The sequence below is a fragment of the Bradyrhizobium sp. SZCCHNR1017 genome (assembly GCF_032381375.1).
Lineage (GTDB): Bacteria > Pseudomonadota > Alphaproteobacteria > Rhizobiales > Xanthobacteraceae > Bradyrhizobium.
This window is the reverse complement of sequence record NZ_JAUHIR010000004.1, coordinates 416,090-442,102: the sequence shown is the minus strand read 5'-3', so window position 1 is coordinate 442,102 and position 26,013 is coordinate 416,090. Positions and strand designations below refer to the sequence as shown.

Annotated in this window: 22 protein-coding genes and 1 pseudogene; 11 read left to right on the top strand and 12 right to left on the bottom strand. The window is 65.5% G+C overall.

Features of this window, described 5'->3' with window-relative positions; translation table 11 throughout:
• The first annotated feature begins 133 nt into the window (after positions 1 to 133).
• Both QW863_RS14210 and QW863_RS14205 read left to right on the top strand, forming a co-directional pair.
• Positions 134 to 1,876: a type I secretion system permease/ATPase gene (locus tag QW863_RS14210; protein ID WP_315713717.1), complete on the top strand. Its 1,743-nt coding sequence runs from the start codon at positions 134 to 136 to the stop codon at positions 1,874 to 1,876.
• The gene (locus QW863_RS14205) at positions 1,873 to 3,213 is read left to right on the top strand and encodes an HlyD family type I secretion periplasmic adaptor subunit (RefSeq protein ID WP_315713718.1); all 1,341 of its coding nucleotides are present in this window, start codon (positions 1,873 to 1,875) and stop codon (positions 3,211 to 3,213) included. Before QW863_RS14210 ends, QW863_RS14205 begins: the two co-directional genes overlap by 4 nt.
• 214 nt (positions 3,214 to 3,427) lie before the next feature.
• Here the strand turns inward: QW863_RS14205 and QW863_RS14200 are convergent, their stop codons facing one another.
• The 3 genes from QW863_RS14200 to QW863_RS14190 form a co-directional block, all read right to left on the bottom strand.
• On the bottom strand, positions 3,428 to 3,910 hold the full coding sequence (locus QW863_RS14200) for a CinA family protein (RefSeq protein ID WP_315713719.1): 483 nt from the start codon (positions 3,908 to 3,910) through the stop codon (positions 3,428 to 3,430).
• A 109-nt stretch (positions 3,911 to 4,019) separates the two neighbouring features.
• Positions 4,020 to 5,330 carry an MFS transporter gene (locus QW863_RS14195; protein ID WP_315713720.1) on the bottom strand — a complete coding sequence of 437 codons (1,311 nt, stop codon included), beginning with the start codon at positions 5,328 to 5,330 and terminating at the stop codon, positions 4,020 to 4,022.
• 120 nt (positions 5,331 to 5,450) lie between these two features.
• Complete coding sequence (locus QW863_RS14190; RefSeq protein WP_315713721.1) at positions 5,451 to 6,371, bottom strand: transcriptional regulator GcvA; 921 nt, start codon at positions 6,369 to 6,371, stop codon at positions 5,451 to 5,453.
• Between the two features lie 114 nt (positions 6,372 to 6,485).
• Between QW863_RS14190 and QW863_RS14185 the strand changes: the two genes are divergently transcribed.
• Together QW863_RS14185 and QW863_RS14180 are read left to right on the top strand one after the other, a co-directional pair.
• The gene (locus QW863_RS14185) at positions 6,486 to 6,689 is read left to right on the top strand and encodes a DUF1127 domain-containing protein (protein WP_315713722.1); all 204 of its coding nucleotides are present in this window, start codon (positions 6,486 to 6,488) and stop codon (positions 6,687 to 6,689) included.
• Positions 6,690 to 6,766: 77 nt separating this feature from the next.
• Positions 6,767 to 7,387: a GNAT family N-acetyltransferase gene (locus tag QW863_RS14180; protein ID WP_315713723.1), complete on the top strand. Its 621-nt coding sequence runs from the start codon at positions 6,767 to 6,769 to the stop codon at positions 7,385 to 7,387.
• 251 nt (positions 7,388 to 7,638) lie between these two features.
• On the opposite strand, the gene QW863_RS14175 is transcribed toward QW863_RS14180, so the two are convergent.
• Both QW863_RS14175 and QW863_RS14170 read right to left on the bottom strand, forming a co-directional pair.
• Positions 7,639 to 8,340 (bottom strand): SDR family NAD(P)-dependent oxidoreductase, encoded by a 702-nt coding sequence (locus tag QW863_RS14175; protein ID WP_315713724.1) that lies wholly within the window; start codon positions 8,338 to 8,340, stop codon positions 7,639 to 7,641.
• 95 nt (positions 8,341 to 8,435) lie between these two features.
• Positions 8,436 to 9,455 (bottom strand): glutathione S-transferase family protein, encoded by a 1,020-nt coding sequence (locus QW863_RS14170; RefSeq protein ID WP_315713725.1) that lies wholly within the window; start codon positions 9,453 to 9,455, stop codon positions 8,436 to 8,438.
• Between the two features lie 110 nt (positions 9,456 to 9,565).
• Between QW863_RS14170 and QW863_RS14165 the strand changes: the two genes are divergently transcribed.
• Complete coding sequence (locus tag QW863_RS14165) at positions 9,566 to 11,350, top strand: acyl-CoA dehydrogenase family protein (RefSeq protein ID WP_315713726.1); 1,785 nt, start codon at positions 9,566 to 9,568, stop codon at positions 11,348 to 11,350.
• A 41-nt stretch (positions 11,351 to 11,391) separates the two neighbouring features.
• Positions 11,392 to 12,480 carry a Zn-dependent alcohol dehydrogenase gene (locus QW863_RS14160; protein WP_315713727.1) on the top strand — a complete coding sequence of 363 codons (1,089 nt, stop codon included), beginning with the start codon at positions 11,392 to 11,394 and terminating at the stop codon, positions 12,478 to 12,480.
• A 188-nt stretch (positions 12,481 to 12,668) separates the two neighbouring features.
• Here the strand turns inward: QW863_RS14160 and QW863_RS14155 are convergent, their stop codons facing one another.
• The 3 genes and pseudogenes from QW863_RS14155 to mbfA all read right to left on the bottom strand — a co-directional run bounded on the left by QW863_RS14155 (position 12,669) and on the right by mbfA (position 15,798).
• Positions 12,669 to 14,138: an amidase gene (locus tag QW863_RS14155; protein WP_315713728.1), complete on the bottom strand. Its 1,470-nt coding sequence runs from the start codon at positions 14,136 to 14,138 to the stop codon at positions 12,669 to 12,671.
• 78 nt (positions 14,139 to 14,216) lie between these two features.
• Positions 14,217 to 14,748: pseudogene (locus tag QW863_RS14150) on the bottom strand (cytochrome b).
• A gap of 78 nt (positions 14,749 to 14,826) precedes the next feature.
• Positions 14,827 to 15,798 carry an iron exporter MbfA gene (gene mbfA / locus QW863_RS14145; RefSeq protein ID WP_315713729.1) on the bottom strand — a complete coding sequence of 324 codons (972 nt, stop codon included), beginning with the start codon at positions 15,796 to 15,798 and terminating at the stop codon, positions 14,827 to 14,829.
• A gap of 202 nt (positions 15,799 to 16,000) precedes the next feature.
• On the opposite strand from mbfA, the gene QW863_RS14140 reads away from it, so the two are divergent.
• Positions 16,001 to 16,723 (top strand): hypothetical protein, encoded by a 723-nt coding sequence (locus QW863_RS14140; protein WP_315713730.1) that lies wholly within the window; start codon positions 16,001 to 16,003, stop codon positions 16,721 to 16,723.
• Positions 16,724 to 16,796: 73 nt separating this feature from the next.
• On the opposite strand, the gene QW863_RS14135 is transcribed toward QW863_RS14140, so the two are convergent.
• The 4 genes from QW863_RS14135 to QW863_RS14120 form a co-directional block, all read right to left on the bottom strand.
• The gene (locus QW863_RS14135; RefSeq protein ID WP_315713731.1) at positions 16,797 to 17,183 is read right to left on the bottom strand and encodes a hypothetical protein; all 387 of its coding nucleotides are present in this window, start codon (positions 17,181 to 17,183) and stop codon (positions 16,797 to 16,799) included.
• A 95-nt stretch (positions 17,184 to 17,278) separates the two neighbouring features.
• A complete protein-coding gene (locus tag QW863_RS14130) occupies positions 17,279 to 18,349 on the bottom strand; it encodes an alpha/beta hydrolase (protein WP_315714359.1) in 1,071 nt (356 codons plus the stop codon).
• A gap of 202 nt (positions 18,350 to 18,551) precedes the next feature.
• Positions 18,552 to 20,090: an acyl-CoA synthetase gene (locus tag QW863_RS14125; RefSeq protein ID WP_315713732.1), complete on the bottom strand. Its 1,539-nt coding sequence runs from the start codon at positions 20,088 to 20,090 to the stop codon at positions 18,552 to 18,554.
• A gap of 124 nt (positions 20,091 to 20,214) precedes the next feature.
• A complete protein-coding gene (locus QW863_RS14120) occupies positions 20,215 to 21,387 on the bottom strand; it encodes an acetyl-CoA C-acetyltransferase (RefSeq protein ID WP_315713733.1) in 1,173 nt (390 codons plus the stop codon).
• A gap of 138 nt (positions 21,388 to 21,525) precedes the next feature.
• Between QW863_RS14120 and QW863_RS14115 the strand changes: the two genes are divergently transcribed.
• From QW863_RS14115 to QW863_RS14100, 4 genes are all read left to right on the top strand, one after another.
• Complete coding sequence (locus tag QW863_RS14115) at positions 21,526 to 22,185, top strand: TetR family transcriptional regulator (protein WP_315713734.1); 660 nt, start codon at positions 21,526 to 21,528, stop codon at positions 22,183 to 22,185.
• A gap of 82 nt (positions 22,186 to 22,267) precedes the next feature.
• Positions 22,268 to 23,026, top strand: coding sequence for an SDR family NAD(P)-dependent oxidoreductase (locus QW863_RS14110; RefSeq protein ID WP_315713735.1), 759 nt, complete (start codon positions 22,268 to 22,270; stop codon positions 23,024 to 23,026).
• Between the two features lie 154 nt (positions 23,027 to 23,180).
• On the top strand, positions 23,181 to 23,987 hold the full coding sequence (locus tag QW863_RS14105; RefSeq protein WP_315713736.1) for an enoyl-CoA hydratase/isomerase family protein: 807 nt from the start codon (positions 23,181 to 23,183) through the stop codon (positions 23,985 to 23,987).
• A gap of 41 nt (positions 23,988 to 24,028) precedes the next feature.
• On the top strand, positions 24,029 to 25,897 hold the full coding sequence (locus QW863_RS14100; protein ID WP_315713737.1) for an AMP-binding protein: 1,869 nt from the start codon (positions 24,029 to 24,031) through the stop codon (positions 25,895 to 25,897).
• The last annotated feature ends 116 nt before the right edge of the window (positions 25,898 to 26,013 follow it).

Sequence of the window (26,013 nt, the reverse complement as noted above, 5' to 3'; positions counted from 1 at the left end):
GCTAATTTACGCTAAAGTGAGCATCGTTGGACGCTCACCGCGGGAATCAGTATATTTCGCCTTGTTTGCCGCCAGTTTGTGCTTTTGGTCGGCGGCCACGTAGCTCATTTGATCAATTGAAGAGATGGTGGTGATGGCGGCTGCACCTCACGTGAGGCAATCCGAGCTCAGCGATGCCTTGCGCGGTTGCCGCAGCGCCTTGATCGGCGTTGGGGTGATGAGCTGCATCATCAACCTGCTGTATCTCACCGGCTCGATCTTCATGCTCGAGGTCTACGACCGGGTGCTGCCGAGCCGGTCCGTGCCGACCCTGATCGGCCTGATCATCATCGCCGCGGGGCTTTACGCCGCCCAGGGCGCGCTCGACATGATCCGCAGCCGCATTCTCGGGCGGATCGGCACCGCGCTGGACGAGAGCCTGAACGCGCGGGTGTTCGACACCGTGGTGCGGCTGCCGCTGTCCGCCGGCGGCCGCAACGAGGGCCTGCAGCCGCTGCGCGACCTCGATAACATCAGGAGCTTCCTCGGCAGCCAGGGGCCGGGCGCGTTCTTCGATCTGCCGTGGCTACCGCTGTATCTGGCGATCTGCTTCGCTTTTCACGTGATGCTCGGCGTTACCGCGCTGGCCGGCGCCATCATCCTCGTCGCCCTGACGCTGATCACCGAATTCCTCACCCGCACGCCGGCCAAGGAGGCGATGGGGCTCGCCGCCCGCCGCAACGATCTCGCCACCTCAAGTCGCCGCAACGCCGAGGTCCTGGTCGCGATGGGCATGACCGGGCGCATGCTGTCGCGCTGGAGCGAGACCAACGAAAAATATCTCGCCGGCAACCAGCGCGCCAGCGACGTCGCCGGCGGCCTCGGCGCCATCGCCAAGGTGCTGCGCATGATGCTGCAGTCCGCGGTGCTCGCGGTCGGCGCCTATCTCGTGATCCATCAGGAGGCGACCGCGGGCATCATCATCGCCGGCTCGATCCTGAGCGCGCGGGCGCTGGCGCCCGTCGATCTCGCGATCGCACATTGGAAGAGCTTCGTTGCCGCGCGCCAGAGCTGGCGCCGTCTCAGCCATCTGTTGCAGACGATGCCGCAGCGACCGGCGCCGACCCTGCTGCAGCCGCCGGTCGGCAAGCTCTCGGTCGAGGCCATCTCGATCGTCGCGCCGGGGGACCAGAAGGCGATCGTGCAGGACGTGAGCTTCGCGTTGTCGGCCGGCAACGGCCTCGGCATCATCGGTCCGAGCGCGTCGGGCAAGTCGTCGCTGGTGCGGGCGCTGGTCGGTGTCTGGCGTCCGGTGCGCGGCCATGTCCGGCTCGATGGTGCGGCGCTCGACCAATGGTCGACGGACGAGCTCGGCCGTCACATCGGCTATCTGCCGCAAGATGTCGAATTGTTCGCAGGCTCCGTCGCGCAGAACATCTGCCGTTTCGATCCGCAGGCCTCCGCCGACGGCATCATCGCCGCCGCCAAGGAAGCCGGCGTGCACGACATGATCATCAAGATGCGCGACGGCTATGACACAGAGATCGGCGAGCAGGGGGCCGCGCTGTCGGCAGGCCAGGCGCAGCGCGTGGCGCTGGCGCGCGCGCTCTATGGCAATCCGTTCCTGATCGTGCTCGACGAGCCCAACTCCAATCTCGACACCGAAGGCGACGAGGCGCTGTCACGCGCGGTGCGCTCAGCGCGGGCGCGCGGCGCGATCGTGGTCGTCGTCGCGCACCGGCCGATCGGCATCGAGGCGGTCGACCAGGTGCTGGTCATGAAGGACGGCCGCGCCCAGGCGTTCGGTCCGAAGGAGACGGTGCTGGCGCAGGTGCTGCAGCCGCGTGCGCCGTCGCCGATCAAGATCGTCTCGGAAGCCGGAGTGGCAAAGCCATGAGCAGTCAGGTCGTTGCCGGTCCACTTCCTGGCGGCCGCAAGACGGAGAGCGTGCGCGAGTCGATCCGCCGCCACCTGCTGATCGGCATGGGCGTCGTCGTTGCGGTCGCCGGCGGGCTTGGCGGCTGGGCCGCGACGCAGCAGATTTCCGGCGCGTTGATCGCGCCCGGCCAGATCGTGGTCGAATCCAACGTCAAGAAGGTGCAGCATCCGACCGGCGGCGTGGTCGGCGAGCTTCGGGCGCGCGACGGCGACGTCGTCAAGTCCGGCGACATCGTGGTGCGGCTCGACGACACCGTGACCAAGGCAAGTCTCGCCATCGTCACCAAGAATCTCGATGCGCTGCAGGCGCGCGCCGCCCGGCTGGAGGCCGAGCAGCGCGGCTGGGCCAAGATCCTGTTTCCGCCGCAGTTGCTGCAGCGCATGAGCGATCCCGAGGTCAAGAGCCTGACGGCGAGCGAGACCAAGCTGTTCGAGGTCCGCGTCAACGGCCGCATTGGTCAGAAGGCGCAGCTGCGCGAGCGCGTCACCCAGCTGAACGAGGAGATCGAGGGACTCTCCGCGCAGGTCAGCGCCAAGGACCAGGAGATCGCGCTGGTCCAGAAGGAGCTCGACGGCGTGCGCCAGCTCTATGAGCAGCATCTGGTGCAGCTGTCGCGCCTGACCACCTTGGAGCGCGACGCTGCCCGCCTCAACGGCGAGCGCGCGCAATTCATCGCCGCGCGTGCCCAGGCCAAGGGCAAGATCAGCGAGACCGAGCTGCAGATCATCCAGGTCGACAAGGACATGGTCAGCGAGGTGTCCAAGGATCTGCGCGAGACCACCGACAAGATCGGCGAGTTCGTCGAGCGCAAGGTCACCGCCGAGGACCAGCTTCGCCGCGTCGACATCCGCGCGCCGCAGGACGGCATGGTGCTGCAGTCGAGCGTCCATACCGTCGGCGGCGTCATCACCGCCGGCGACACCATCATGCTGATCGTGCCGCAGAGCGACGATCTCCAGGTCGAGGCCAAGGTCAATCCGCAGGACATCGACAAGCTGCAGGTCGGCCAGAAGACGTTGCTGCGGCTGTCCGCCTTCAACCAGCGCACCACGCCGGAGCTGAACGGCGTCGTCAGCCGCGTCTCGCCCGACGTCACCACCGACCAGCGCACCGGCCAGAGCTATTACACCATCCGCGTCTCGATGCCGCCCGAGGAGATCGCAAGGCTCGGCGACGTCAAGCTGATTCCGGGCATGCCGGTCGAGGCATTCGTGCAGACCGGCGACCGCACTGTCATTTCCTACCTGATGAAGCCGCTGCACGACCAGCTGATGCGTGCGTTCCGGGAGAAGTGAGGGGCCCGGCTGCCGTCCCTGCAGAGACGGCGGGCAGCGCTCCAATCTCGCTGTCATCCCCGCGAACGCGGGGATCCATAACCACAGGGAGCAGTCGTGGCGCGAGATGCTCGTGACGTCTCGCGTCGCGCCCCATTTCTGCTGGGGAGTATGGGTCCTGGGTCGGCGCCCGCCGACGCTGCGCGTCATCGGGCTTGCCCGGGACGACAGCGGTTTATTCGTCGAGTTTCTTGAGTAACAGCTCCAGCGCGCTCTTCGCGAACAGCTGCATGTTGGCAAAACGGTCGCTGTGGCCGCTCTCCAGAGTGACGACTGCGGTCGCGGGCCCCGCAACCGCGAAGCACGCATGTCCCGCCGCGTCGCCGTAGCGATTGCCGGCAGGACCCGCGGCACCGGTCTCCGACACTCCCCAATCAGTCGCAAAGCGCGTCCTGATCTGCCGCGCCAGCAGCTCCGCATAAGGCTCCGACGCCGAGCGGATGCCCTTCATCGCCTCGTCCGGAATGTCCATCAGCACGCGGCGGGCGTCGCGCGTATAGACCACGGCGCCGCCGAGGAAATAGGCGGATGCGCCGGGCACCGCGAGCAGCGCCGCCGCGATCAGGCCGCCGGCGGAGGATTCCGCAACGGCAATGGTCTGCTTTTTGGCGATCAGCCGCGCCGCGACCTTCTCGGCGACAGCGATGAGGTGCTGCATGGCGTTCATCCTTCGGCAGCGTCGACACCCGCCGCTGCCGGCTGCTGTTCATTCCCCACCATCATGCGCCGAAAGCGCGCGCCAAGGAAGGCGCTGCCCCTCGCAGCGATCACGCAATGATCGGCTCGCGCGCCGCGACGGCCTGGCGGCCGCCGCGATAGACGGTCATCGCTGCGATGATACCGAGCACGGCGGCGCACATCAGCCAGTAGCCGGGCGAGGCCTTGTCGCCGGTCTTGTTGATGAGCCAGGTCGAGACCGCCGGCGTCGCGGTGCCGAACAGCCCAGCCGCCAGCGCAAAGGCGATCGAGAAGCAGGTGGTGCGGACATGCGCAGGCACGATCTCGACCAGGCAGCCCAGCATGGTGCCGCTGTAGACGCCGAAATAGAACGAGAACAGCATTTCGACCGCGAGCAGCTTGCCGAAGCTCGGCGCCGCCGCGAGCCAGTGCAAGGCGGGATAGGCGGTCAGCAACGCCAGAGCCGCGATGGTCACCAGCACCGGCTTGCGTCCGATCCGATCCGACACCGCGCCGCCGACCGGATTCCATAAGAAGTTGGTCACGGCGACCAGCAAAGTGACGAGCAGTGAATCCGCCGCCGACAGCTTCAGTTCCTTGCCGAAACCGGGACCGTAGACGGTGATGAAGTAGAACATCGTCGTGGTCAGGACCGCGATCATCATGCCGAGGATCACGATGCGCCAGTTCTCCAGCGCCGAGGCGAATACTTCGCGCGCGGTCGGGTGCTTCTTCATCGCGAGGAAGGCCGGCGTCTCCTCCAGCGTGCGGCGCAGGAAGAAGATCAGCGGAATGATCAGGCAGCCGATGAAGAAGGGAATGCGCCAGCCCCAGGCGGCCACCATGTCCGCCGGCATGGCCTGGTTGAGCACGTAGCCGATGACCGACGCGACGAAGATCGCGACCTGCTGGCTGGACGACTGGAACGAGGTGTAGAGGCCGCGATTGCCGGGCGTGGAGATCTCGGACAGATAGACCGACACGCCGCCGAGCTCGACACCGGCCGAGAAGCCCTGCAACAGCCGGCCGAGCAGCACGATGATCGGGGCCGCGATGCCGATCGTCGCATAGGTCGGGCAGAATGCGATGACGATCGTGCCGATCGCCATGATGCCGAGCGTCACGATCAGGCCCTGGCGCCGGCCGATCTTGTCGACATAGGCGCCGAGCACGATGGCGCCGACCGGTCGCATCAGGGCGCCGAGCCAGAACACGCCATAGGCATTGAGCAGAGATGCAGTCTCGTTCTCCGATGGGAAGAACGCCTTGGCGATGATCGGGGCGTAGAAGCCGAACAGGAAGAAGTCGAACTGCTCGAGGAAATTGCCGCTGGTGGCGCGCAGGATCGCGCCGATGCGCGAATGGATCGTAGCCGGCTGCGGGATTGACGTTGAGGACACGCGGGGAAACTCCTACCGTCGAGAGGCTCGTGCGGAGGATTTCTACGCCGGCCGAGGGGAAAGGTGCGACAATCTGCCACGCCAAGCCCTGGCGGCCAATAGCTTTGCGCTCAAGGCGCCCTAGGCCTGAACAGAATTGGCGGCGGCCGACTTCTGCTGCATTGCACCCTTCAGCCATTGCCGGAACGCCTTCAGCTTCGGCGGATCGGTCCGGCCCTCCGGCGTCACCAGATAGAACCCGGCATCGCTCGGCAGCGTCATCTTGAACGGCACCACCAGCCGGCCCTTGGCGATGTCGTCCTGGACGTAGGCCGTACGCCCGATCGCGACGCCGAGCCCGTCGATCGCGGCCTGAACGGTCATCAGCGACAGGTCGAAGCTCAGCCGACCCTGCCTCGACATCTCCACCGGCAGACCCGCCGCGGTCAGCCATAGCCGCCAGTCGTCGTCATAGCCGCCGCTGACCTGCAGCAGCGTGTGATGTGCGAGGTCCTCCGGACAGCGTAGTGGCTTGTCGCCCTGCAGCAGCGCCGGACTGCACACCGGAAACAGCTCGTCGGCCATCAGCCACTCCGCCCGCACGCCCGGCCAATGGCCACGGCCATAGCGGATCGCGGCGTCGACGTCGTCCTTGCGAAAATCGACCAGGCCGGTCGACGTCGTGATTCGCACGTCGATGCCGGGATGGGCCTCCTGAAAGGCCGTCAGCCGCGGCAGCAGCCATTTGGCGGCCAGCGAGGCGATGGTGGAGACCGTCAGCACCTTGGCGTTGTCCTTGCGGACCAGCCGTTCCGTTGCCAGCCGGAGATCGTCGAACGCGGCGCGCACCAGCGGGAGATAGTCGCGGGCCTGCGGCGTCAGCGCCAGGCTACGGTTCTGGCGGACGAAAAGGCGCAGCCCGAGCTCGTCCTCCAAGCGCTTGATCTGATGGCTGATTGCGGTCTGCGTCACGTTCAGCTCGGAGGCCGCGCGGGTGAAGCTCAGATGCCGCGCCGCAGCCTCGAACGCCCGCAATCCATTCAGCGACGGCAGTCGGGCCATTCACGGCCTCCCCGGTTCATGACGTTATTTCATCCGAAACGGTAGTAAATGTCGTTTGTGGGTGAAGTGCAAGCGCTCGATATTGCAGCCTCAAGGAATTTTCAGGAGGCCTTCATGTCCATCTACGTCTCCTCGTCAATGACGAAACATCATGGCCCGGGGTTCTGGTCCGGCGTCGTGGAGCTGCTCGCCGCCTGGCGCTTCCGCTACCGCACGCGGCACGAGCTGGCGCAATGGTCGGAGCGCGACCTGCACGACCTCGGTCTGTCCCGCAGCGATATCGCCGCCGAGATCGACAAGCCGTTCTGGCGGGGTTGATCCCCCTTACTCATCCCGCCGCGCCGGTGCCGCACCGCAAAGGAGGGCGCCGGCAAGCTTCCCGGTTGGAGCCGCGCATGCCGACGCCCGCCATTGCCGATCTCGCTGCCGGCTCCAACATCATTCACACGCGGCGTGGCGAGGAGGTGCGCCTGCGCTTCGTCACATCTGACGACGCCGAGGCGCTGCAGAGCTATGTCCGGTCCTTGAGCCAACGCTCGCGCCACAAGCGTTTCCTCGGCGCACTCAACGAGCTGCCAAAGGCGGTGCTCGAGGATTTTGTCGCGCTCGGCCGCAACGACCGCTACAGCCTGATCGCGACGATGGACCATGAAGGTGTCGAAGCCATCGTGGCCGAGGCGCGCTACGCATTCGATCGCGGCGTCGGTCGTGTCGAGTTTGGCCTGTCGGTCCATGACCGCTGGCAAGGCCACGGCATCGGTCCGGCGCTCATCGCGAATCTGGAAGGACGCGCGCTCGCGTTGGGTGGCGTGATCCTGTCCGGCGATGCGCTGCGTACCAACGACGTGATGATTGCAGTGGCCCGCAAGGCCGGTTTCACGATCAAGCCGCATGCGGACGATTGGACCCTGGTGCGGTTCGAGAAGGGTCTGGGCGGAGTGGTGGCTCATTCAGTGGGGCCAGATTTGCGCGTGGTCGGTCGCGCGCCGCAAGTCGCCACGTCCGAGATCAAATGACGTCATTCCCTGCGAAGGCGGGACATCCCGTACGCCGCGGCCTCACCGTGTCACCAGCCATCAGTTGCGTGTACTGGATCGCCCGGTCGAGCCGGGCGATCACAGTTGCTATGAGGCGACCACCGATCCGCGTCATTGCGAGCGCAAGCCAAGCAATCCAGAGTCCTTGCTCCGCCCTGGATTCTTCGCTTCGCTCGCAATGACGGTGATCGTGGTGCGTCTTTGCCCACGTCATACGGAACATCAACTTCTCAAAACGTCTCCACCCACGGCCGCAGCTCCATCTCCCAGCTCCAGGCACTACGTGGCTGCTGCAGCACGCTCCAATAACTTGCGGCGATGGCATCCGGATCGAGCATCGAATTCGGGCGCTCCGCGGCTTCCTGACGCTCTGCGCTCTTGATCGCGCCGTCGATGACGAAATGCGCGACGTGGATGCCCTGCGGCGACAGTTCGCGCGCCATGCTCTGGGCGAGGCCGCGCAGCGCGAACTTGCCCATCGCGAACGGCGCCGACTGGGCGTAGCCCTTCACGCTGGCGGAGGCGCCGGTGAACAGGATGGCGCCGTGCTTGTTCGGCAGCATGCGCTGTGCCGCCTGCTGCGCCACCAGGAAGCCGCCGAAGGCGCTGACGGCAATCGACTGCTGCACGTCGGCCGGCACGAGATCGGTGAGCGCTCCGCGCGCCCGCGCGCTGGCATTGTAGACCACGAGATCAGGCGCGCCGATCTCGCGCTCGACGATGCCGAACAGCCGCTCGACTTCCTCCGGATTGGTCGCATCGCAGGGGTAGGCGCGGGCGCCGGTTTCGTTGCAGAGCGCGCCGAGCTTCTCGATCTTGCGGGCGGCAAGCGCCACGCGGATCTTCTCGCGCGCGAACAGCCTCGCCAACGAGGCCGAGAGCCCCTCGCCGGCACCGACGATGAGGGCGATCTTGTAGGCAGGGATGTCCATGGGCATGTCCTTGGGCCAAAGCGTCCGCAGACATCAAGCTAGTGCACCGGCGGCCGACTTCCTACGGCTCGTCCCCACATTTTTGCCGCGCGTCCTCAGGTGGGACGCGGCTGCAATCCGGCGAGGCAGCCGATCTCCTCAAGCACGACATCGAGCCGGCTGCGATCGTGCAGGAAGGCGTATTTGCCGCGGAGCATCGCCAGCGAGCGTGCGTGATACTTCTGCGGCTTCTGCATCCATGTGAAGTCGCCGAACTGGACGCGAAAGACGCTGCGGTTCTCGGCCAGTGCCTGCTCGTTGGCGAGCGTCCATGGCATGAACAGCGCGCCGACCTGGCGGGTCAGGATCGGCATCAAGGTCAGTGATAGTTCCGGCCACAGCTCGAACTCGCCTTCGGCGCGCGGCCATAGCATGCGGTGGATCCAGGCCAGCACATGCGGCGCGCGGCCTTCGATCAGGGCGCCGGCAGTCGGATCGGTCCACAGCTCGTAGAGCTGGCCCCACAGTCCGAAATCGCCGTAGGCCGGACGGTGGCCGAACAGATATGGCCTGACCGAGAGATGCCGTTCGAGCAGGTCGAGCATTTCGGCAAAGCCCTGCTCGATCTGCGGCGCGTTGATCTCGTTGGAGCCGACATACCACAGCCGCTCGACCATGCGCGCGCGGATCTTCTCGGCCAGCTCGCCCAACTCGGCCTCGTCTGCCCTGGGGGCGCGGATGCGGGCGATGCGTCCGGCCGAGGCGCGCTGGTCGAGATCGCGCGCCCAGCGATAATGGAACATCCACTTGTTGCCCCACTCGTCGCCGAACTCCTCGATCAAGGCCGAGATGAAGCTCGTCAGCGCGTCGCCGGGATGAATCGTGGGTTGCGGAAAGTCGAGCTCCAGTGCGTCGATGATCGGCGTCGAGTCCTGCATCGGCACCTCGTCGGGGGCGACCACCAGCGGAATGATCGGCAGCCTGGCGTGCCGCGCGAACTCCGCCTCGCTTTCCGCATTGCGCAATATCCAGTGATGCGGGATGCCCTTGTAACGCAGATACGATCGCACCTTGACCGAATAGGGCGACATCTCCGCCCCGAAGATGCGATAAACCTCCGTCGGCTGATTGGTCATGGATCTGCTCCCGGTTCGGCGCACGCCGCTGCCTGTTGTGTATCCGATCAGGCGCAACCTGTCGAAGAGTCCATCAGAGACTTGCGGAAACGAACGAGGGCTTAACGATCATGCATCAGTTCCTGAGGCGCGATGACGTGATGACCGGCGGCGCAAGGCCGGAGCTGCTGGCGCCCGATACCACCGGGCTGAACTTCTATCGCGCCGACCCCGCGCTCGCCGATCTCCTGCGCATCCATCTGCCCGAAGCGCTGTTTCGGCACCTCGTGCCGCATCTCGACCGTCTCGGCGAGCTCGCCGGCTCCTATCTCGACGAATGCGCCCGCTTGGCTGACCGCCATGGCCCTGTGCTGCACCAGCGCGACCGCTTCGGCCGCGACGTGCAGTGGGTCGAGTACCATCCGGCCTATCGCGAGCTCGAGCGCGCCGCCTTTGGCGAGTTCGGCATTCACGCGATGTCGATCCGCAAGGGCATTCTCGGCTGGCCGACCAAGTATCCGGTCACGGCCAAGCACGCCTTCACCTTCCTGTTCAACCAGGCGGAGTTCGGGCTGGGCTGTCCGATCAACGTCACCGACGGATGCGCCAAGCTGCTGGCGAGCTTCGGTAGCGACGGGCTCAAGGCCAAGTACCTCGATGGCCTGACGCAGACCGACATGAGAAAGCTGACCCAGGGCGGCCAGTTCATGACCGAGAAGGAGGGCGGCTCCGATGTCGGCACGTTGACGACGGTCGCCGTCCCGGAGGGCGACCATTGGCGCCTGCATGGCGAGAAATGGTTCTGCTCCAATGCCGATGCGAAGGTCGTGATGCTGCTGGCGCGGCCGCAAGGTGCCGAAGCTGGAACGCGCGGCGTCGGCCTGTTCCTGATGCCGCGCTTCCTCGATGACGGCAGCCAGAACCACTATCGGATCGTGCGCCTGAAGGACAAGCTCGGAACGCGCTCGATGGCCTCGGGCGAGATCAAGCTGGAGGGCGCCGTCGCCTATGCGGTCGGGAGGCTCGATCGCGGCTTCGTGCAGATGGCCGAGATGGTCAACTCGTCGCGTCTCTCCAACGGCGTCAAGTCGACGGCGCTGATGCGGCGGGCCTGGCACGACGCGATTACGGTCGCGCGCAACCGCGTGGTGTTCGGAAAACGCATCGTCGACCTGCCGCTCGGGCGGCGGCAACTGCTGAAGATCCTGCTCGCGACCGAGCAGGCGCTGTCGCTGAGCTTCCTCACCGCCGACGCGCTCGACCGTGCCGAGGCCGGCAGCCAGGATGCCGCGGCGCTGCTGCGCATTCTGACGCCGACATTGAAATTCCGCGCCACGCGCGACGCGCGCAAGGTCTGCGGCGATGCGTTGGAGATGCGCGGCGGGATCGGCTATGTCGAGGAGTTCGTCACCGCGCGGCTGCTGCGCGACGCCCATCTCGGCTCGATCTGGGAAGGCACCGGCAACATCGTCGCGCTCGATGCGCTGAAGCGCGCCGTGGGCCGGCACGGTGCGGAGGCCGCGCTGGCAGCCGACCTGCATGCGCGGCTCGACGACAGCGCCGCCGTGCCGCAGGCCTGGCGCGATCAGCTGCATCGACTGGTGGATCGTGCCGTGGGCTTTGCGCGCGAGGTCGCGGGACGCGCCGACAATGAGTCCGAAGCGCGCCGCGCCACCAGCCTGCTGTATCACGTGGCGAGCGCCGTCTCGACGACTTGGGAAAGCGCGCGCATCCACGCGATGCGCGGCGACGCGCGCAGGCTGTTGCTGGCAAAGCTCATCGTCGCGCACCGGCTGACGCCGTCCGATCCGTTCCGGCTCGCGGAAAATAGGATGGATGATGCCATCGCGACACTGCTGCTCGGCGAACGTACCGCTGACATGGAGGAGGTTGGCGAACTGCTGTCAGCGGCGTAGGCTTGCCGCGACCAACAACAAACAAGATCGGGAGAACGCCAATGAAAGCCGCCGTGCTGATGGAGGTCAACAAGCCGCTGGTGATCGAGGACATCAGCGTGCCCAAGCCGGGGCCGCGGGAAGTGCTGATCCGCACGGCGGTTGCCGGTCTCTGCCATTCCGACCTGCACTTCATCGAAGGCCTGTATCCGCATCCGCTGCCCGCCGTGCTCGGCCATGAATCGGCTGGGATCGTCGAGCAGGTCGGCGCCGACGTGACCTATGTGAAGCCAGGCGATCACGTCGTCACGTGCTTGTCCGTGTTCTGCGGCACCTGCGACAACTGCACCACGGGGCGCCCGGTGTTGTGCACCGACACGACGGTGAAGATGCCGCCCGGCGCCTCCAACCGGCTGTCATGGGGCCGAAGCGAGAAGCTGCACCAGTTCCTCAACCTCTCGTCCTTCGCCGAGCAGATGCTGGTGCACGAGAACGCGATCGTGAAGATCCGCCCGGACATGCCGCTCGATCTCGCGGCGCTGATCGGCTGCGGCGTCATCACCGGCTATGGCGCCGTCGTCAACACGGCGCGGGTGCAGGCCGGCGAGACGGTGGCCGTGATCGGCTGCGGCGGCGTCGGCATGGCTGCGATCAACGGCGCCGAGATCGCGGGCGCGGGCCGCATCATCGCCATCGACACCAATCCGGCCAAGCTGCAGCTTGCGACGAAACTGGGCGCGACTGACATCATCAATCCCACTGAGGGCGACGTCGTGGCCCAGGTGCGCGAGCTCACCAAGGGCGGCGTGCACCACGCCTTCGAGGTGCTCGGGCGCAAGGAGACCGCCGAGCAGGCGTTCGCGATGCTGGCGCCGGGCGGCACCGCGACCATCGTCGGCATGATCCCGTTCGGCCAGAAGATCGAGCTGCACGGCTTCGACTTCCTGCGCGAGCGCCGCATCCAGGGCTCGTCGATGGGCTCGAACCACTTTCGCGTCGACATGCCCCGCCTCGTCGAGTTCTATCTGCGCGGCAAGCTGCATCTGGAGGACTGGATCTCCGCCAAGCTGAAGCTGTCGGAGATCAACGAGGGCTTTGCAAACATGAAGGCAGGCAAGACGCTGCGCAGCGTGATCATGTTCGATGCGTGAGGTGGGTGGTCGGGTGTGAGGCAGGTGATGAGGTTCGGCGGGTCTGCCTATTAGTTACCCGTCATGCCCGGGCCTGACCCGGGCATCCAGCCTCTCTGCAAGATGGATGGCCGGGTCAAGCCCGGCCATGACGATGTAGGACGACGGCGGAATTTGGCGAGGCGTTGTTGAATAAGCCCGATCGCGAACTAGTTCGTGAACCGCGGCGGCGGGACGAAGCCGCCGAATTCGCGCTCGATCAGGTCGGCGAGCTTGAGCGGCGTGCGGTCCTCGAGGAACGGGCCGACGATCTGCACCCCGACCGGCAGGCCGTCGGCGAGTCCAAGCGGAATCGCGGTGGCGGGCAGTCCGGGCAAGGTGGCGATGCCCGGCCAGGCGAGCTGATCGGTGTAGCAATGCTCGACGCCGTCGATGCTGATGCGGCGCTGCTCTTGGTCGGGCGAATGGTCGTGCGGATAGGCCGGCGTTGGCATGATCGGGCAGATCACGGCATCGAACTGCTCGAACAGCGTTCGCCATTGCGCGCGCAGCCGCGCCCGCGCCCCGCCGGCCTGCACCCAGTCGCGATGGCTGAGCGCGATGCCGCGCAGCCGCTCGGCCGCGAGGCTCGCTGCCTCCTTCGGCAATTGCGCGGCCGCGTGACTGGCGCCGGCGTGGACCTCCGCCGGCATGGTGGCGCCGATGAAGCCGAGCAGCATGCGCATGTAGAGCCGGCTCGCTGCGGCGAAGTCCGGCAGCAGCGGGCTGTCCGTCGTGACGCTCACGCCGGCCCGTGCGAGGTCGGCCGTCAGCCGCTCGATCGCGCCGCGCACGGCGCTGTCGGTCGGCAGCAGCGGATCGCTCGCGACCACCAGCACACGGAAATCCGGCAGGCGACCGTGGCGCGGCGGCGGCAGGTCGAGGCGATATGCCTTGCCGGCCTCGAGCGGGTCGGGGCCTGCGATCACATCGAGCAGCAGCGACAGATCGGCGGCCGAGCGCGCCATCGGGCCGACGACGGCGAGGTCGGCCTCGCCCGGCAGCGGCTGAAACGGCGGCGGCGTGTGGCCGCGCGAGGCCACCAGGCCGTAGCTCGGCTTGTGCGCGGTGACGCCGCAATGAAACGCCGGCACCCGGAGCGAGCCGCCGATATCGGAGCCGAGCGACAGCGAGCCGTAGCCGGCCGCCAGGGCGGCGGCCGATCCGCCTGACGAACCGCCCGGCGTGCGGCCGAGATCGTAGGGATTGTTGGTGGTGCCGTAGATGTCGTTGTAGCTCTGCCAGTCGCCGAGCCCGAGCGGCACGTTGGTCTTGCCGAGCACGATGCCACCGGCGTCCTTCACGCGAGTCACCGTCAGCGCATCCTCGGCCGCGATGAAATCCCTGTGCTGCGGAAAACCCCAGGTCGTCGGCAGGCCGGCGACGTTGTAAGATTCCTTCACCGTGAGCGGAAGGCCGAGCAGGGGCCGCCGTTCGCCGCGCGCCAGCGCGGCGTCGGCGGCGTCGGCGGCAGCGAGCGCGCGCTCGAAATCGCGCACGCAGACGGCGTTGATCTCGGGGTCATGACGTTCGATGCGGTCGATGGCGAGCTTGGTCAGCTCGACCGACGAGATCTCACGATCTGCCAACGCCTTCGCCGTGTCGACGGCGGTTGCGAACGTCCATTGCGGTGCGGCCAAGGTCGATCCTCCCGGTGCGATGTTTGCCGGGAGTCCTAACCGATGCGGATGGCGATCGCTTGACCAAAATTGCGGATTCTAGCCCGGCAGCATCCGCTGCATGACGCGGTCGCGATAGATGAAGACGTGCGCGAGTGCGGCGGCGACGTGAACGACGATCAGGATCAGCAGCAGCCATTCGGAGGCCTGGTGCAGCCCGTCGATGGCGCGGTTGCCGGCCGGGTTGCGCGCGGCCAGCATCGGCAACGGAAGCAGGTAGAAGAACGACACGCTCCAACCGCGGAAGGAGGCGAACAGCCAGCCGGTGATGGTGCTCGCCAGCACCATCACGTAGAGCATCCAGTGCACGATCTCCGAGCTCAGCCGCTGCCAGGGCGGCAGCGAGCTCTCCGGTGCGACCGGATGGGTGAGCCGCCAGACGAAGCGCACGGCGATCAATGCCAGAATGGTGAGGCCGAATGAAATGTGCAGGATCATCGGCGCGCCGGGGGGGGGTATTGGCATGCAGGTCCGGCATCAGCCAGCCGATCGGATACTGGATGGCGAGCAGCGCCACCACCAGCCAGTGCAGGATCTTCGCGGGCGTGCCGTATTGCAGGCGTGGCGTCATGACGAGTTTTCCGTTGTGATCGGTCCGGCGCCATCAGCCTCGCGGCTGAGCGTTTCGCAAGACGCGGGGGTGCGGATGCTAGGCCGCTCCTATGAGAATTCCGACGCCGAGCACGATGATGCCGCCGAGCACGATCTGGAACACCGCCTGCAGGAACGGCGTGTCCATGTAGCGCGCGCGGATATAGGCGATCGCCCACAGCTCGAAGAACACGACGAGGCTCGCGATCGCGGTCGCGATCCAGAACGCGTTGGTCCAGGAGTCCGGGACGAGATAGGGCATCGTGTGCCCCAGTCCGCCGAGCGTCGTCATCGCGCCGCAGACGGCGCCGCGCAGCCACGGCGAGCCGCGGCCCGTCAGCGAGCCGTCGTCGGACAGCGCCTCGGCAAAGCCCATGCTGATGCCGGCGCCGATCGAGGCGGCAAGGCCCACCAGGAAGGTCTGAAAGTTCTGATGCGTGGCGAAGGCGGCGGCGAACAGCGGCGCCAGCGTCGAGACCGAGCCGTCCATCAGGCCGGCGAGACCGGGCTGGACATATTGCAGCACGAACACGCGCCGCCGCGTCTCGTCCTCCTTGTGCCGGACATCCGGACTGAGGATCTTGTCGGTCAGTTTCGCCGCGACCTTCTCGTGGCCCTTCTCGGCCTCGGCGAGATCGCCGAGCAGCCGGCGCACGCCGACGTCCTTGGCCTGCTCGGCCGCCTTGGCGTAGAAGCGCTCGGCCTCGAACTCCATCGTGCCGACCTCGCGGCGGATGGCGTCGAGCGACAGGTTCTTGGTCAGCCAGATCGGCCGGCGCTGCATGAAGCCCTTGACGTTCTCGCGCCGGATCGGCGGCAGGTTCTTGCCGAAGCGCTCCTCATAGAGTTCGAGCAGCATGTGGCGGTGGCCCTTCTCCTCCTCGGCCATCTGCTCGAACAGCTTGGCTGAATCCGGATAACGTTCCGCCAGATCCTCCGCGAAGCTCATATAGATACGGCCGTCTTCCTCTTCGGCCGAGATCGCGATTGCCAGGATCTCGCGCTCGGTGAGGTCGGCGAAGTTCTTCATTCCAAGGTCCCCGGATCTCTCGCTCTCAACATTCGAGTGTTTAGAACGGTTCTAAAGTCTATATGGATTTGCCGCACCGCGGTCAAACTCCGGCCGCTGATTGGTCGCGAAACCCTTCGGTGACAGCGCATTCAAGCTCCAGTCATGGAACTGCGAGGATAGTCCGTCGTTCGCGTTCCGCTCAGCCACCTAAGGAGTTCTCATGGATAGCGTCAAATATCGGCTCAACGATCCAGGGTTGGCGCCGCGCCGCACCCGGATGGATATCCCGGGCTGGGCAGGCGAACGCCAGCCACGAGCGAATGGCTCGCATGAGCAGGTCTGGCATTGCGTACCATTCTCGGAAGGTGCGCAATATGGCATCGAGCTATTTTATCCGTACGACTTCGAGCTGCACGTCACCACGCGCGACGGCAAGCTGGAGCTGTCCGGCGACTGGGGCGAGCCGCCGAGCCCGAGCCTGCAATGGCCGCCGTTCCGCAATTTTGGCGATGCCTTCTACACCTACCAGATCCTGCTCGATCTCAAGGTGCCCAACGGCTTCGCGATCCGGACCGAGCCGCATCCGCGCTTCTATACCGACCGCAGCGATACCTGCCCGATCGCGGTGCCGGCGTTGGTGCGCAATTTCTGGCCGATGCTGTTCTTCTGCGTGTTCAAGGCGCCCGCGGAAGGGCGGACGCATATCTTCCGTCCGGGCGAGCCGTTCGCTCAGGTGATCGTGATTCCGGAGGAGGCAAACTTCACGGTCGAGCCCATGACTCCGGACGAGGCGGCCGAGCGCGAGTTGCAGTCGCGCCGCATCCACGCCAGCCGTCCGGTGCTCGCCAAGGAGACCGAATGGGTGTCGAGCACCGACACGGTGTTCGACGGCACCTACCGCCACCTGCATCGCGCGGCGAAGGACAAGGCGCGCAAGTCCTGACGCTTCCGTCTTTCTCAAACGAAAGAGCGCCGACCTCACGGTCGGCGCCCCCCGAGCTTTCACCTCTCAACGATCAGTAGCGATCGTAGTACCAGTGGTGATGGTGATGATGGTGGTGGTGATGGTAGTACCGGCGCGGCACCACATAGACCCGGGGGCCGTAGCCGTACCCATAGCCAGGACCGTAGCCATAGCCGCGCCAGTAGCCATGGTGATGGTGGTGATGATGGTGGTGGTGATGGTACCACTGCGCCAGCTGCACCTTCGGTTCGGCCTCCGGCGGCGCCTGCTCGTCGAGCGCCTGCAGCACCTTGGCCGCATTCGGGATCGGCTCGAGCAGGTCGGCGTAGGAGTTGGCCTTCAGCACGTCGCTCGGGGCCGGAGCCGCTGACGCCTGCGCCGTGCCGAGCGCGCCGACAGCGGCGACCGCGCCCAACAAGCCTGCGATCTTCTTATCCATAAATCTTCTCCTGATGCGCATTGCCCGGATGCAAAAACGTCAACCCCGAATGTTCGTTCCTCGATTCGCCTAATACGTCGGAACGGCGTCCGAAATCAGGCTGTCGATTTGTTCAGGAACGTGAACAGGAGCTCATTGACTCGTTCATGTTGCTCCTGCTGCACCCAATGTCCGGCGCGATCGATCAGCTCGCACAGGATCATGTTGGTGCACACTCGGGACTGCATCGCTTCGAACACACCGGGCCGTTGGTAGATGCCCCAGTCTTGCAGGCCGGAGATGAATGCGGACGGAACGTCGATCGTGAGATCCGACCAGGTCTGCAATTCAGCGTCGAATAGACCAGACGTGCCGCAGCGGTACCATTGCAGCCCGCCCTGGAAGCCGTTTCGTTCATATTCGGCGGTATAGACCGCGAGCTCATGGTCCGGCAGCCAGCGATTCGCCGCGATCGCCGCCGCATCCGGCATCTCCTCGGCGACGGTCTCGGCCATCGTCTTGTCGAGGTCCATGACGTAGTAGGTCGGCAGCTTGGCGAGTTCGGCCGCGTCCCAGGCCTGCAGAGGAGAAGGGGCGTTGGCCGCCCAGTCTGCGCTCTTGTGATGGTAATAGGCGCGCAGGAATTCATGCAGCCCCTGCGGGGGATGATGCATGTCCGCATTGGCCTGCCGCGTCGCGTAGTACCATTGATAGTGCTTGCGCGGACGCGGCAGCGCAGCCAGTTCGCGATGCACGGGATCCTCCTGCGCCGCGAGGGGATGGCTGGCGATGTCGAACGGTGCTGCGGGTGGCCCCGGGAACGGTGCGCTCATCATCACGACCGATCGAAAGACATCGGGGCGGATCACCGCGCACCACGCCGCGACGGGGCTGCCGAAGTCGTGGCCGACGACAGACGCGACATGGCGATGGCCGAATGCATAGACCACGCCGAGCGCATCGCGCACCAGATTGGTGAAGCGAAACGGCGCGAGATCACCGTCATAGTCGGCGCTCCACCCTGTGGTGCGGCCATAGCCGCGCTGGTCCGGCGCCAGCACGTGGTAGCCGGCGGCGGCCAGCGCCGGCATCACCTTGCGCCAGCTATAGGCCAGCTCGGGAAAGCCGTGTAGCAGCAGCACACAGGGACGGCCGGGCGTCTCGAAGCCGGCTTCGAGCACGTGCATGCGCAGGCCGTTGATGCCGTCGACGAAGCGGGACCGGATCGTGGGTGGGAGGGGAAGCGGGGGAAGGGAAGTCCACATTCGAACGTCTCCTCGTCATGGCCGAGCTTGACCGGCCATCCACGTCTTCTCTTGTGCCAGCTTGAAAGACGCCGATGCCCGGCACAAGGCCGGGCATGACGGAATTTTGCGGAATGATCGCGTGCTAGGCCGCGCCCTTCTTCGGCCAGTAGCGTTCGCGCAGGTGGCGCTTGACCAGCTTGCCGGTCGGCGTGCGCGGAAGCTCCGGCACGAAATCGATCGAGCGCGGGCACTTGATCGGCGACAGATGCTGGCGGCAGAACAGGATCAATTGCTCCTCAAACGCCTTGCCGGCGCGCGCCATGTCGTGCGGCTGCACCACCGCCTTGACCTCCTCGCCCATCTCCTCGTTCGGCACGCCGAACACGGCGACATCGGCGACGTCGGGATGCGTGATGAGGACGTCCTCGGTTTCCTGCGGGTAGATGTTCACGCCGCCGGAGATGATCATGTAGGACTTGCGGTCGGTCAGATAGAGGAAGCCGTCGGCATCGAGATAGCCGACGTCGCCGAGCGTCGACCAGCCCTTGTCGTTGTAGGCCCGCTTCGTCTTCTCCGGATCGTTGTGATAGGAGAACACCGGCGCGTCGGCGAAATACACCGTGCCGATCTCGCCGGTCGGCAGCTCCTCGTCATTCTCGCCGAGGATCTTGATCTTGCCGACAACGGCGCGCCCGACGCTGCCGCGGTGCTCGAGCCACTGCTTCGAGGTGCAGACGGTGACGCCGTTGCCTTCGGAGCCGGCATAATACTCGATCAGGATCGGACCCCACCACTCGATCATCCTGGCCTTGACGTCGACCGGGCAGGGCGCAGCGGCATGGATCGCGCCCTTCAGGGTCGACACGTCGTAGCGCTTGCGCACGTCCTCCGGCAGTTTCAGCATGCGCACGAACATGGTCGGCACAAGCTGCGACTGCGTGACCTTGTACTTTTCGACCAGCTTCAGGAAGTCTTCGGCGTCGAAATGCTCCATGATGATCGAGGTGCCACCGAGCACTGAGACCATCATGTTGAAGCGCAAGGGAGCTGCATGATAGAGCGGCGCCGGCGACAGATAGGTGCTCTCGGCGTTCATGCCGCACATGTCGGCGCACAGCACGCGCAGGAACTGGTTCGGCTGATCGATCGGATTGCCTTCGAAATCCTTCTTGATGCCCTTCGGCCGTCCGGTGGTGCCCGACGAATACAGCATGTCGTAGCCGGCGACCTGATCGGCGATCGGCGTCTTGGGCTGGGCGTCGGCCTCCTTGTCCCAGGAGCGGAAACCGGGCTCGGGCTCGTCGACCATGAAGAACAGCGGGCCGTCCGTGGCGCTTACGAGATCGCGCACCTGCTCGGCGCATTTCGGCGAGGTGATGAAGACCTTGGCGCCGCAATCCCTGATGATGTAGGCGATCTCGTCCTTGGTGAGATAGCGGCTGATCGCGGTGTAGTACAGGCCGGAGCGCTGCGCCGCCCAGGCGATTTCCATGAACGCCAGCCGATTCTCCATCAGGAAGGCGATATGGTCGCCGGCCTTGAGCCCCAGCGCACGGAATAGATGAGCGCCCTGGTTCGAGAGTTCGTCGAGCTCGCGATAGGTGATGGCCTTGCCGGTGCCGGCCATCTGATAGGCGATCTTGTCGGGATGGCTGCGGGCGTGAATGGAGGGGTGGGTCATGAGAGACTCCGGCGGGGAGGCGCGAGTAACGAATGGCGAGTAGCGAATGGCGAATAGCGGAGCGTATGGGCGAGCGGAGCGGATCGCTCTCCCTATTCGCCACTCGCCATTCGCTATTCGCCTCCTACAGCCTTTCCACGATCGTCACGTTGGCCATGCCGCCGCCTTCGCACATCGTCTGCAACCCATAGCGCTTGTTGCGGGCCTTCAGCGCATGCAGCAGCGTGGTCATCAGCTTTGTGCCGGAGCCGCCGAGCGGATGGCCGAGCGCGATCGCGCCGCCATTGACGTTGAGGCGGTTCGGATCGGCGCCGGTGGTCTTCAGCCACGCGGTCGGCACGGAAGCGAACGCCTCGTTGACCTCATAGAGATCGATCTCGTCGATCGACATGCCTGCCTTCTGCAGCGCGCGCTGCGTCGCCGGGAGCGGCGCCTCCAGCATGATGACGGGGTCGCCGCCCATCATGGTCATGTGATGGACGCGGGCCAGCGGCTTGACGCCGAGCGACTTCAGGCCGCGCTCGTTGACGACCATGACGCCGGACGCGCCGTCGCAGATCTGGCTGGCCGTGGCCGCCGTCAGCTTGCCGTTCTCGGCGATCAGCTTGACGCTCTTGATGCCGTCGAGGCTGACGTCGAAGCGGATGCCCTCGTCGATGTGGTGGGTGTCGGTCGAGCCGTCGGCACGGGTGATCTCGAGCGGGATGATCTCGTCCTTGAAGTGGCCTGCCTGCGTGGCGGCAATCGCGCGCTGATGGCTGTTATAGGCGTATTCGTCGAGCTCATCCTTGGAGAGACCGTACTTCTCCGCCATCATTTCCGCGCCGGTGAACTGGCTGAACTGGATGTTCGGATAGCGGCTCTCGATGCCAGGGCTCTTGTAGTGCCCGAAGCCGTTCTTCGCCGGAAGCGTGGAGGAGAGACCCATCGGCACCCGGGTCATCGACTCCACGCCGGCGGCGATCACGACATCCATCGCGCCCGACATCACTGCCTGCGCGGCGAAATGCAGCGCCTGCTGCGACGAGCCGCACTGCCGGTCGATCGAGGTGCCCGGCACGCTCTCCGGCAGCTTCGAGGCCATCACCGCATTGCGCGCGATGTTGTTCGATTGCTCGCCGGTCTGCATCACGCAGCCCATGATCACGTCCTCGACCTGGTCCGGCGCGGCGCCGGAGCGCTCGACCAGCGCGTCCAGCACCTTCGCGGCGAGATCGGCCGGATGCCAGCCGGCCAAGCGGCCTCCCTTGCGGCCGCCGGCCGTGCGTGCGGCCGCGACGATGTAGGCTTCCGCCATGACGTATCCTCCCTAGACTTGGTGTTCGTGATTGGCCGCGATTTAAATGCTCGATCGAGCCTTAGTCAATCGATCAATTAACTCTTGAGATCAACTCCGGCTTCGGCTTATCTGCCTCGATCAAGCGCGAGACATGTCTTGGGACCTCAGCTTCACAACAGCGTGCCAGAGAAACTTCCCGCGGGGCGGAATGCGACGGCGGAGAAGCTGCTGGACGCCGCCAGCGAGCTGATGATCGCGAGATCCTCGATCGAGATCTCGCTCAGCGACATCGCACAGAAGTCCAGGGCAAACGCTGCGCTGGTCAAATACCATTTCGGCAACAAGGACGGCCTGCTGCTGGCGCTGCTCGCCCGCGACGCGGCGACCGAGGTGGCCAATCTCGAATATCTCCTGGCGCAGCCGCTGCCGCCGACGGCGAAGCTGAAGCTGCACATCAGCGGCATCATCCGCGCCTATCACCGGTTTCCCTACATGAACCGGCTCATTCATTATCTGCTGCACGAGAGCAGCGCGGAGGCGGCCGACGAAGTGTCGAAGTTCTTCGTGGCGCCGCTGCTCGATTTCCATCGCCGGCTCATCGAGGAGGGCGTCGCCAGGGGCGAGTTTCGCGCCGTCGATCCGGTGCTGTTCTACACCAGCCTGATCGGCGCCTGCGATCACCTGTTCTTCGGCCGCCACGCGATGTCGCGCGCGATCGGCGTCGGCCCGGTCACCGATGATGTCTGCCGTCAGTACATCGCCCATATGGAGGCGCTGATCTGCGGTGGAATATTGAAACGGGCGAGTGGCGAATAGGGAGTAGCGAATAGCGGCAGCCTCTATTCGCTACTCCCTATTCGCTATTCGCAAGCAAAAACGTCTAGGGAGGAAACCTGAAATGCAGTTGAACAACGTTGCCGTTCTCATCACCGGCGGTGGCTCGGGTCTCGGCGCAGCTACGGCGCGCGCCATGGCGGCCAAGGGGGCCAAGGTGGCCGTGCTCGATCAAAGCCTGGAAAATGCCGAGAAGGTCGCCGCCGAGATCAAGGGGGTCGCCCTGCATGCCGACGTCACCAATGAGGATCAGGTCAAGGCCGGCCTCGCCAAGGCCGAGGCGGCCCACGGCATCGCCCGCGTGCTGGTGAACTGCGCCGGCATTGGCGGCTCGCAGCGCATCGTCGGCAAGGACGGCGTCTATCCGCTCGCCAAGTTCGCGCGCATCATCAACGTCAACCTGATCGGCACCTTCAACGTGCTGAGGCTGTTTGCCGAGCGCCTCGTCACCGCCGAGCCGGTCGGCGAGGAGCGTGGCGTCATCATCAACACCGCCAGCGTCGCGGCCTATGAAGGCCAGATCGGCCAGATCGCCTATTCGGCCTCGAAGGGCGGCGTCGTCGGCCTGACCCTGCCCGCTGCGCGCGATCTCGCCAGCCAGAAAATCCGCGTCAACACCATCGCGCCCGGCCTGTTCCTGACACCGCTGCTGATGGGACTGAACGAAGAAGCGCGCAAGAGCCTGGGCGCCCAGGTGCCGCATCCGGCCCGGCTCGGCGACGCCTCCGAGTACGGTAACCTCGCCGTCCACATCGTCGAGAACCCGATGCTGAACGGCGAAACCATCCGCCTCGACGGCGCCATCCGCATGGCCCCGCGCTGACGGCAACCTCCGCCGTCGTCCCCGCGAATGCGGGGACCCATACTCCGCGGCGTCTGTGATAGGCAGACTGGCAGACGCCGCACTCTCACCAATCAAGCCGGTGGCTATGGATCCCGGCGTTCGCCGGGATGACACTGAGGGTGGAGCGCGCGCCATGTCCCAACCGCTGCTGATCGAACACGACAAGGGCGTCGACCGGGTGACGCTCAATCGCCCGGAGAGCCTGAACGCGCTCGACCCGGCGCTGATCGACGCGCTCAACGCTTATTTCGAAAGCCTGCAGCGCAATCGCACCACGCGAGTCGTCGTGCTCAAGGGCGCCGGCAAGAACTTCTGCGCGGGGCTCGATCTGAAGGCCGCGATGCAGCGGCGCGGCGGCGTCAATGAGCCGCCCAGCGTGACCGAGTCGCTGGACTCGCAGCGCCGCATCGCCGACATCGTGATGCTGATGCGGCGTTGCCCGCAGCCGATTATTGCGCTGGTGCAGGGCGCAGCCGCCGGCGGCGGCTTTGCGTTGGCGCTCGCGGCCGATATCCGCATCGCCAGCCGCTCGGCGCGGATGAACTGTGCCTTCATCAAGCTTGGCTTAGGGGGCTGCGACATCGGCACCAGCTACTTCCTGCCGCGCCTCGTCGGCGTCTCCGTCGCCTCAGAACTGATCCTCACCGGACGCTTCATCGGCGCCGAGCGCGCGTTGATGGTCGGACTGGTGTCGGAGATCGTCGAGGAGGATATGCTCGAGAGCGCGGCCGCGCCCTTCGTCGATGCGATGATGACGGCCTCGCCGGTCGGACTTCGACTCTCGAAGGAATGTCTCAACATGAGCGTCGATGCGTCGTCGATCGAAGCCGTCATCGCGATGGAAGATCGCAACCAGGTGCTGTGCAGCCGCTCGGAGGATTTCAAGGAGGGCATTCAAGCCTTCCTCGAGAAGCGAAAGCCGGTCTATACCAACCGCTAGATATCAAGATCCGCAAAGGACGATATTTCGGGAGACGCAAAATGGACGGGACGGCAGCGAAGGTGTTGGAGAAGCCGGCATTCCGCAAGGTCAATTGGCTGGCGCGCGACATCGATATCGAGAGACGCGGTGACGGCGTCATCGTCATCAAATCGCGCATTCCGCTGCAGGCCTATGAGCCGCATTTGGCGGCGCCGCTCGCCCGCTGGGCCAAGGAGGCGCCGACGCGGACCTGGCTCGCGCAACGCAGCGGAGCCGAGCGGCAATGGCGCAAGCTGTCCTATGCCGAGGCCAAGCGCACAGTCGATGGGCTGACGCAGGGCCTGCTCGATTTGAAGCTGGACGGCCGCCCCGTCGCCGTCCTCTCCGGCAATTCGATCGAGCATGCGCTCATCACCATGGCTGCGATGCAGGCCCGTTCGCCGGCCGCTCCGGTGTCGCCGGCCTATTCACTGATGAGCCACGATCATCTCAAGCTGAAATATCTGTTCGGCCTCGTGAAGCCGGGCGTGGTCATGGTGCAGGACGGCCCGACCTTCGAGAAGGCGCTGAAGGCGCTCGATCTCGACGGCGTCACCGTCGTTCATGTCGCGCGTCCGTGCGAGGGCATTGCGAGCATCAGCTTCGCTGATCTCGCCGCGACGCCGGTCACCGGCGCGGTCGACGCGTCGATTGCGCAGATCACACCGGACACGGTCGGCAAGCTGCTGTTCACCTCCGGCTCGACCGGCATGCCCAAGGCGGTCATCAACACCCAGCGCATGATGTGCGCCAATGCGGCGATGATGATGCAGACGCGGCCGCGCGGGCCTGATGCGCCGATCTCGACGGTGCTCGACTGGATGCCATGGAATCACACCATGGGCGGCAATGCGCTGTTCAATCCGCTCTTGATCGAGGGCGGCACGCTCTACATCGACGACGGCCGGCCGATGCCCGGCATGTTCGACGAAACCATCCGGAACCTGCGCGAGGTGTCGCCGACCTATTACGCCAATGTGCCCGCCGGCTATGCGGCGCTGGCGGCGGCGATGGAGAAGGACGACGCGCTGTGCCGCTCCTTCTTCAAGGATCTGGGCATCATGGCCTATGGCGGCGCGCGGCTGCCGGACGATCTGTACGAGCGCATGCAGGCGCTGGCGGTCAAGACCACCGGCGAGCGCATCGTGTTCTACACCGGCTGGGGCTCGACCGAGACGGCGCCGACCTCGACCGGCACCTATTGGAACACGGAGCGGGTCGGGCTCATCGGCCTGCCGTTCCCCGGCGTCGAGCTGAAGATGGTGCCGACCGGCGACAAATACGAGCTGCGCCTGCGCGGCGTCAACGTGATGCCGGGCTATTTCGGCCAGCCCGAGCTGACGAAGAAGGCGTTCGACGAGGAAGGGTTCTATTGTATCGGCGATGCCGGCGTGTTCGTCGATCCCAATGACCCGGCGCAAGGTATCATCTTCGCCGGCCGCGTGGTCGAAGATTTCAAGCTCACGACAGGCACCTTCGTCCATGTCGGCTCGCTTCGCACCGATGCGATCGCAGCCGCAACGCCGGCGATCCACGATGCACTGGTGACCGGGCAGGATCGCGAATATGTCGGTCTCCTGGCCTGGCCCAATCTGCACGCCTGCCGCCAGTTGGTCGGCGATCCCAACGCGACGTTCGAGGACGTGGTGAAGCATCCGGCCGTCATCGACTGCGTCCGCCGTGGTCTCGAAGCCCATAATAAAGAGTGCGAGGGTGCGACCAGCCGGCGCATCGGCCGCGCCATGCTGATGGTCGAGCCGCCCTCGATCGACGGCCATGAGCTGACCGACAAGGGCTACATCAACCAGCGCGCCGGTCTCGAACGCCGTGCCGCACTGGTCGAGCGGCTCTACGCGGCCGAGCCCGACAGCGACGTGATCGTGTTGTGACGACGCATTTTGAAACCGTCATTCCGGGGCCCTCGCGAAGCGAGTGAACCCGGAATCCAGAGATAAATCAGATCGAGATTCCGGGTTCGATGCTGCGCATCGCCCCGGAATGACGA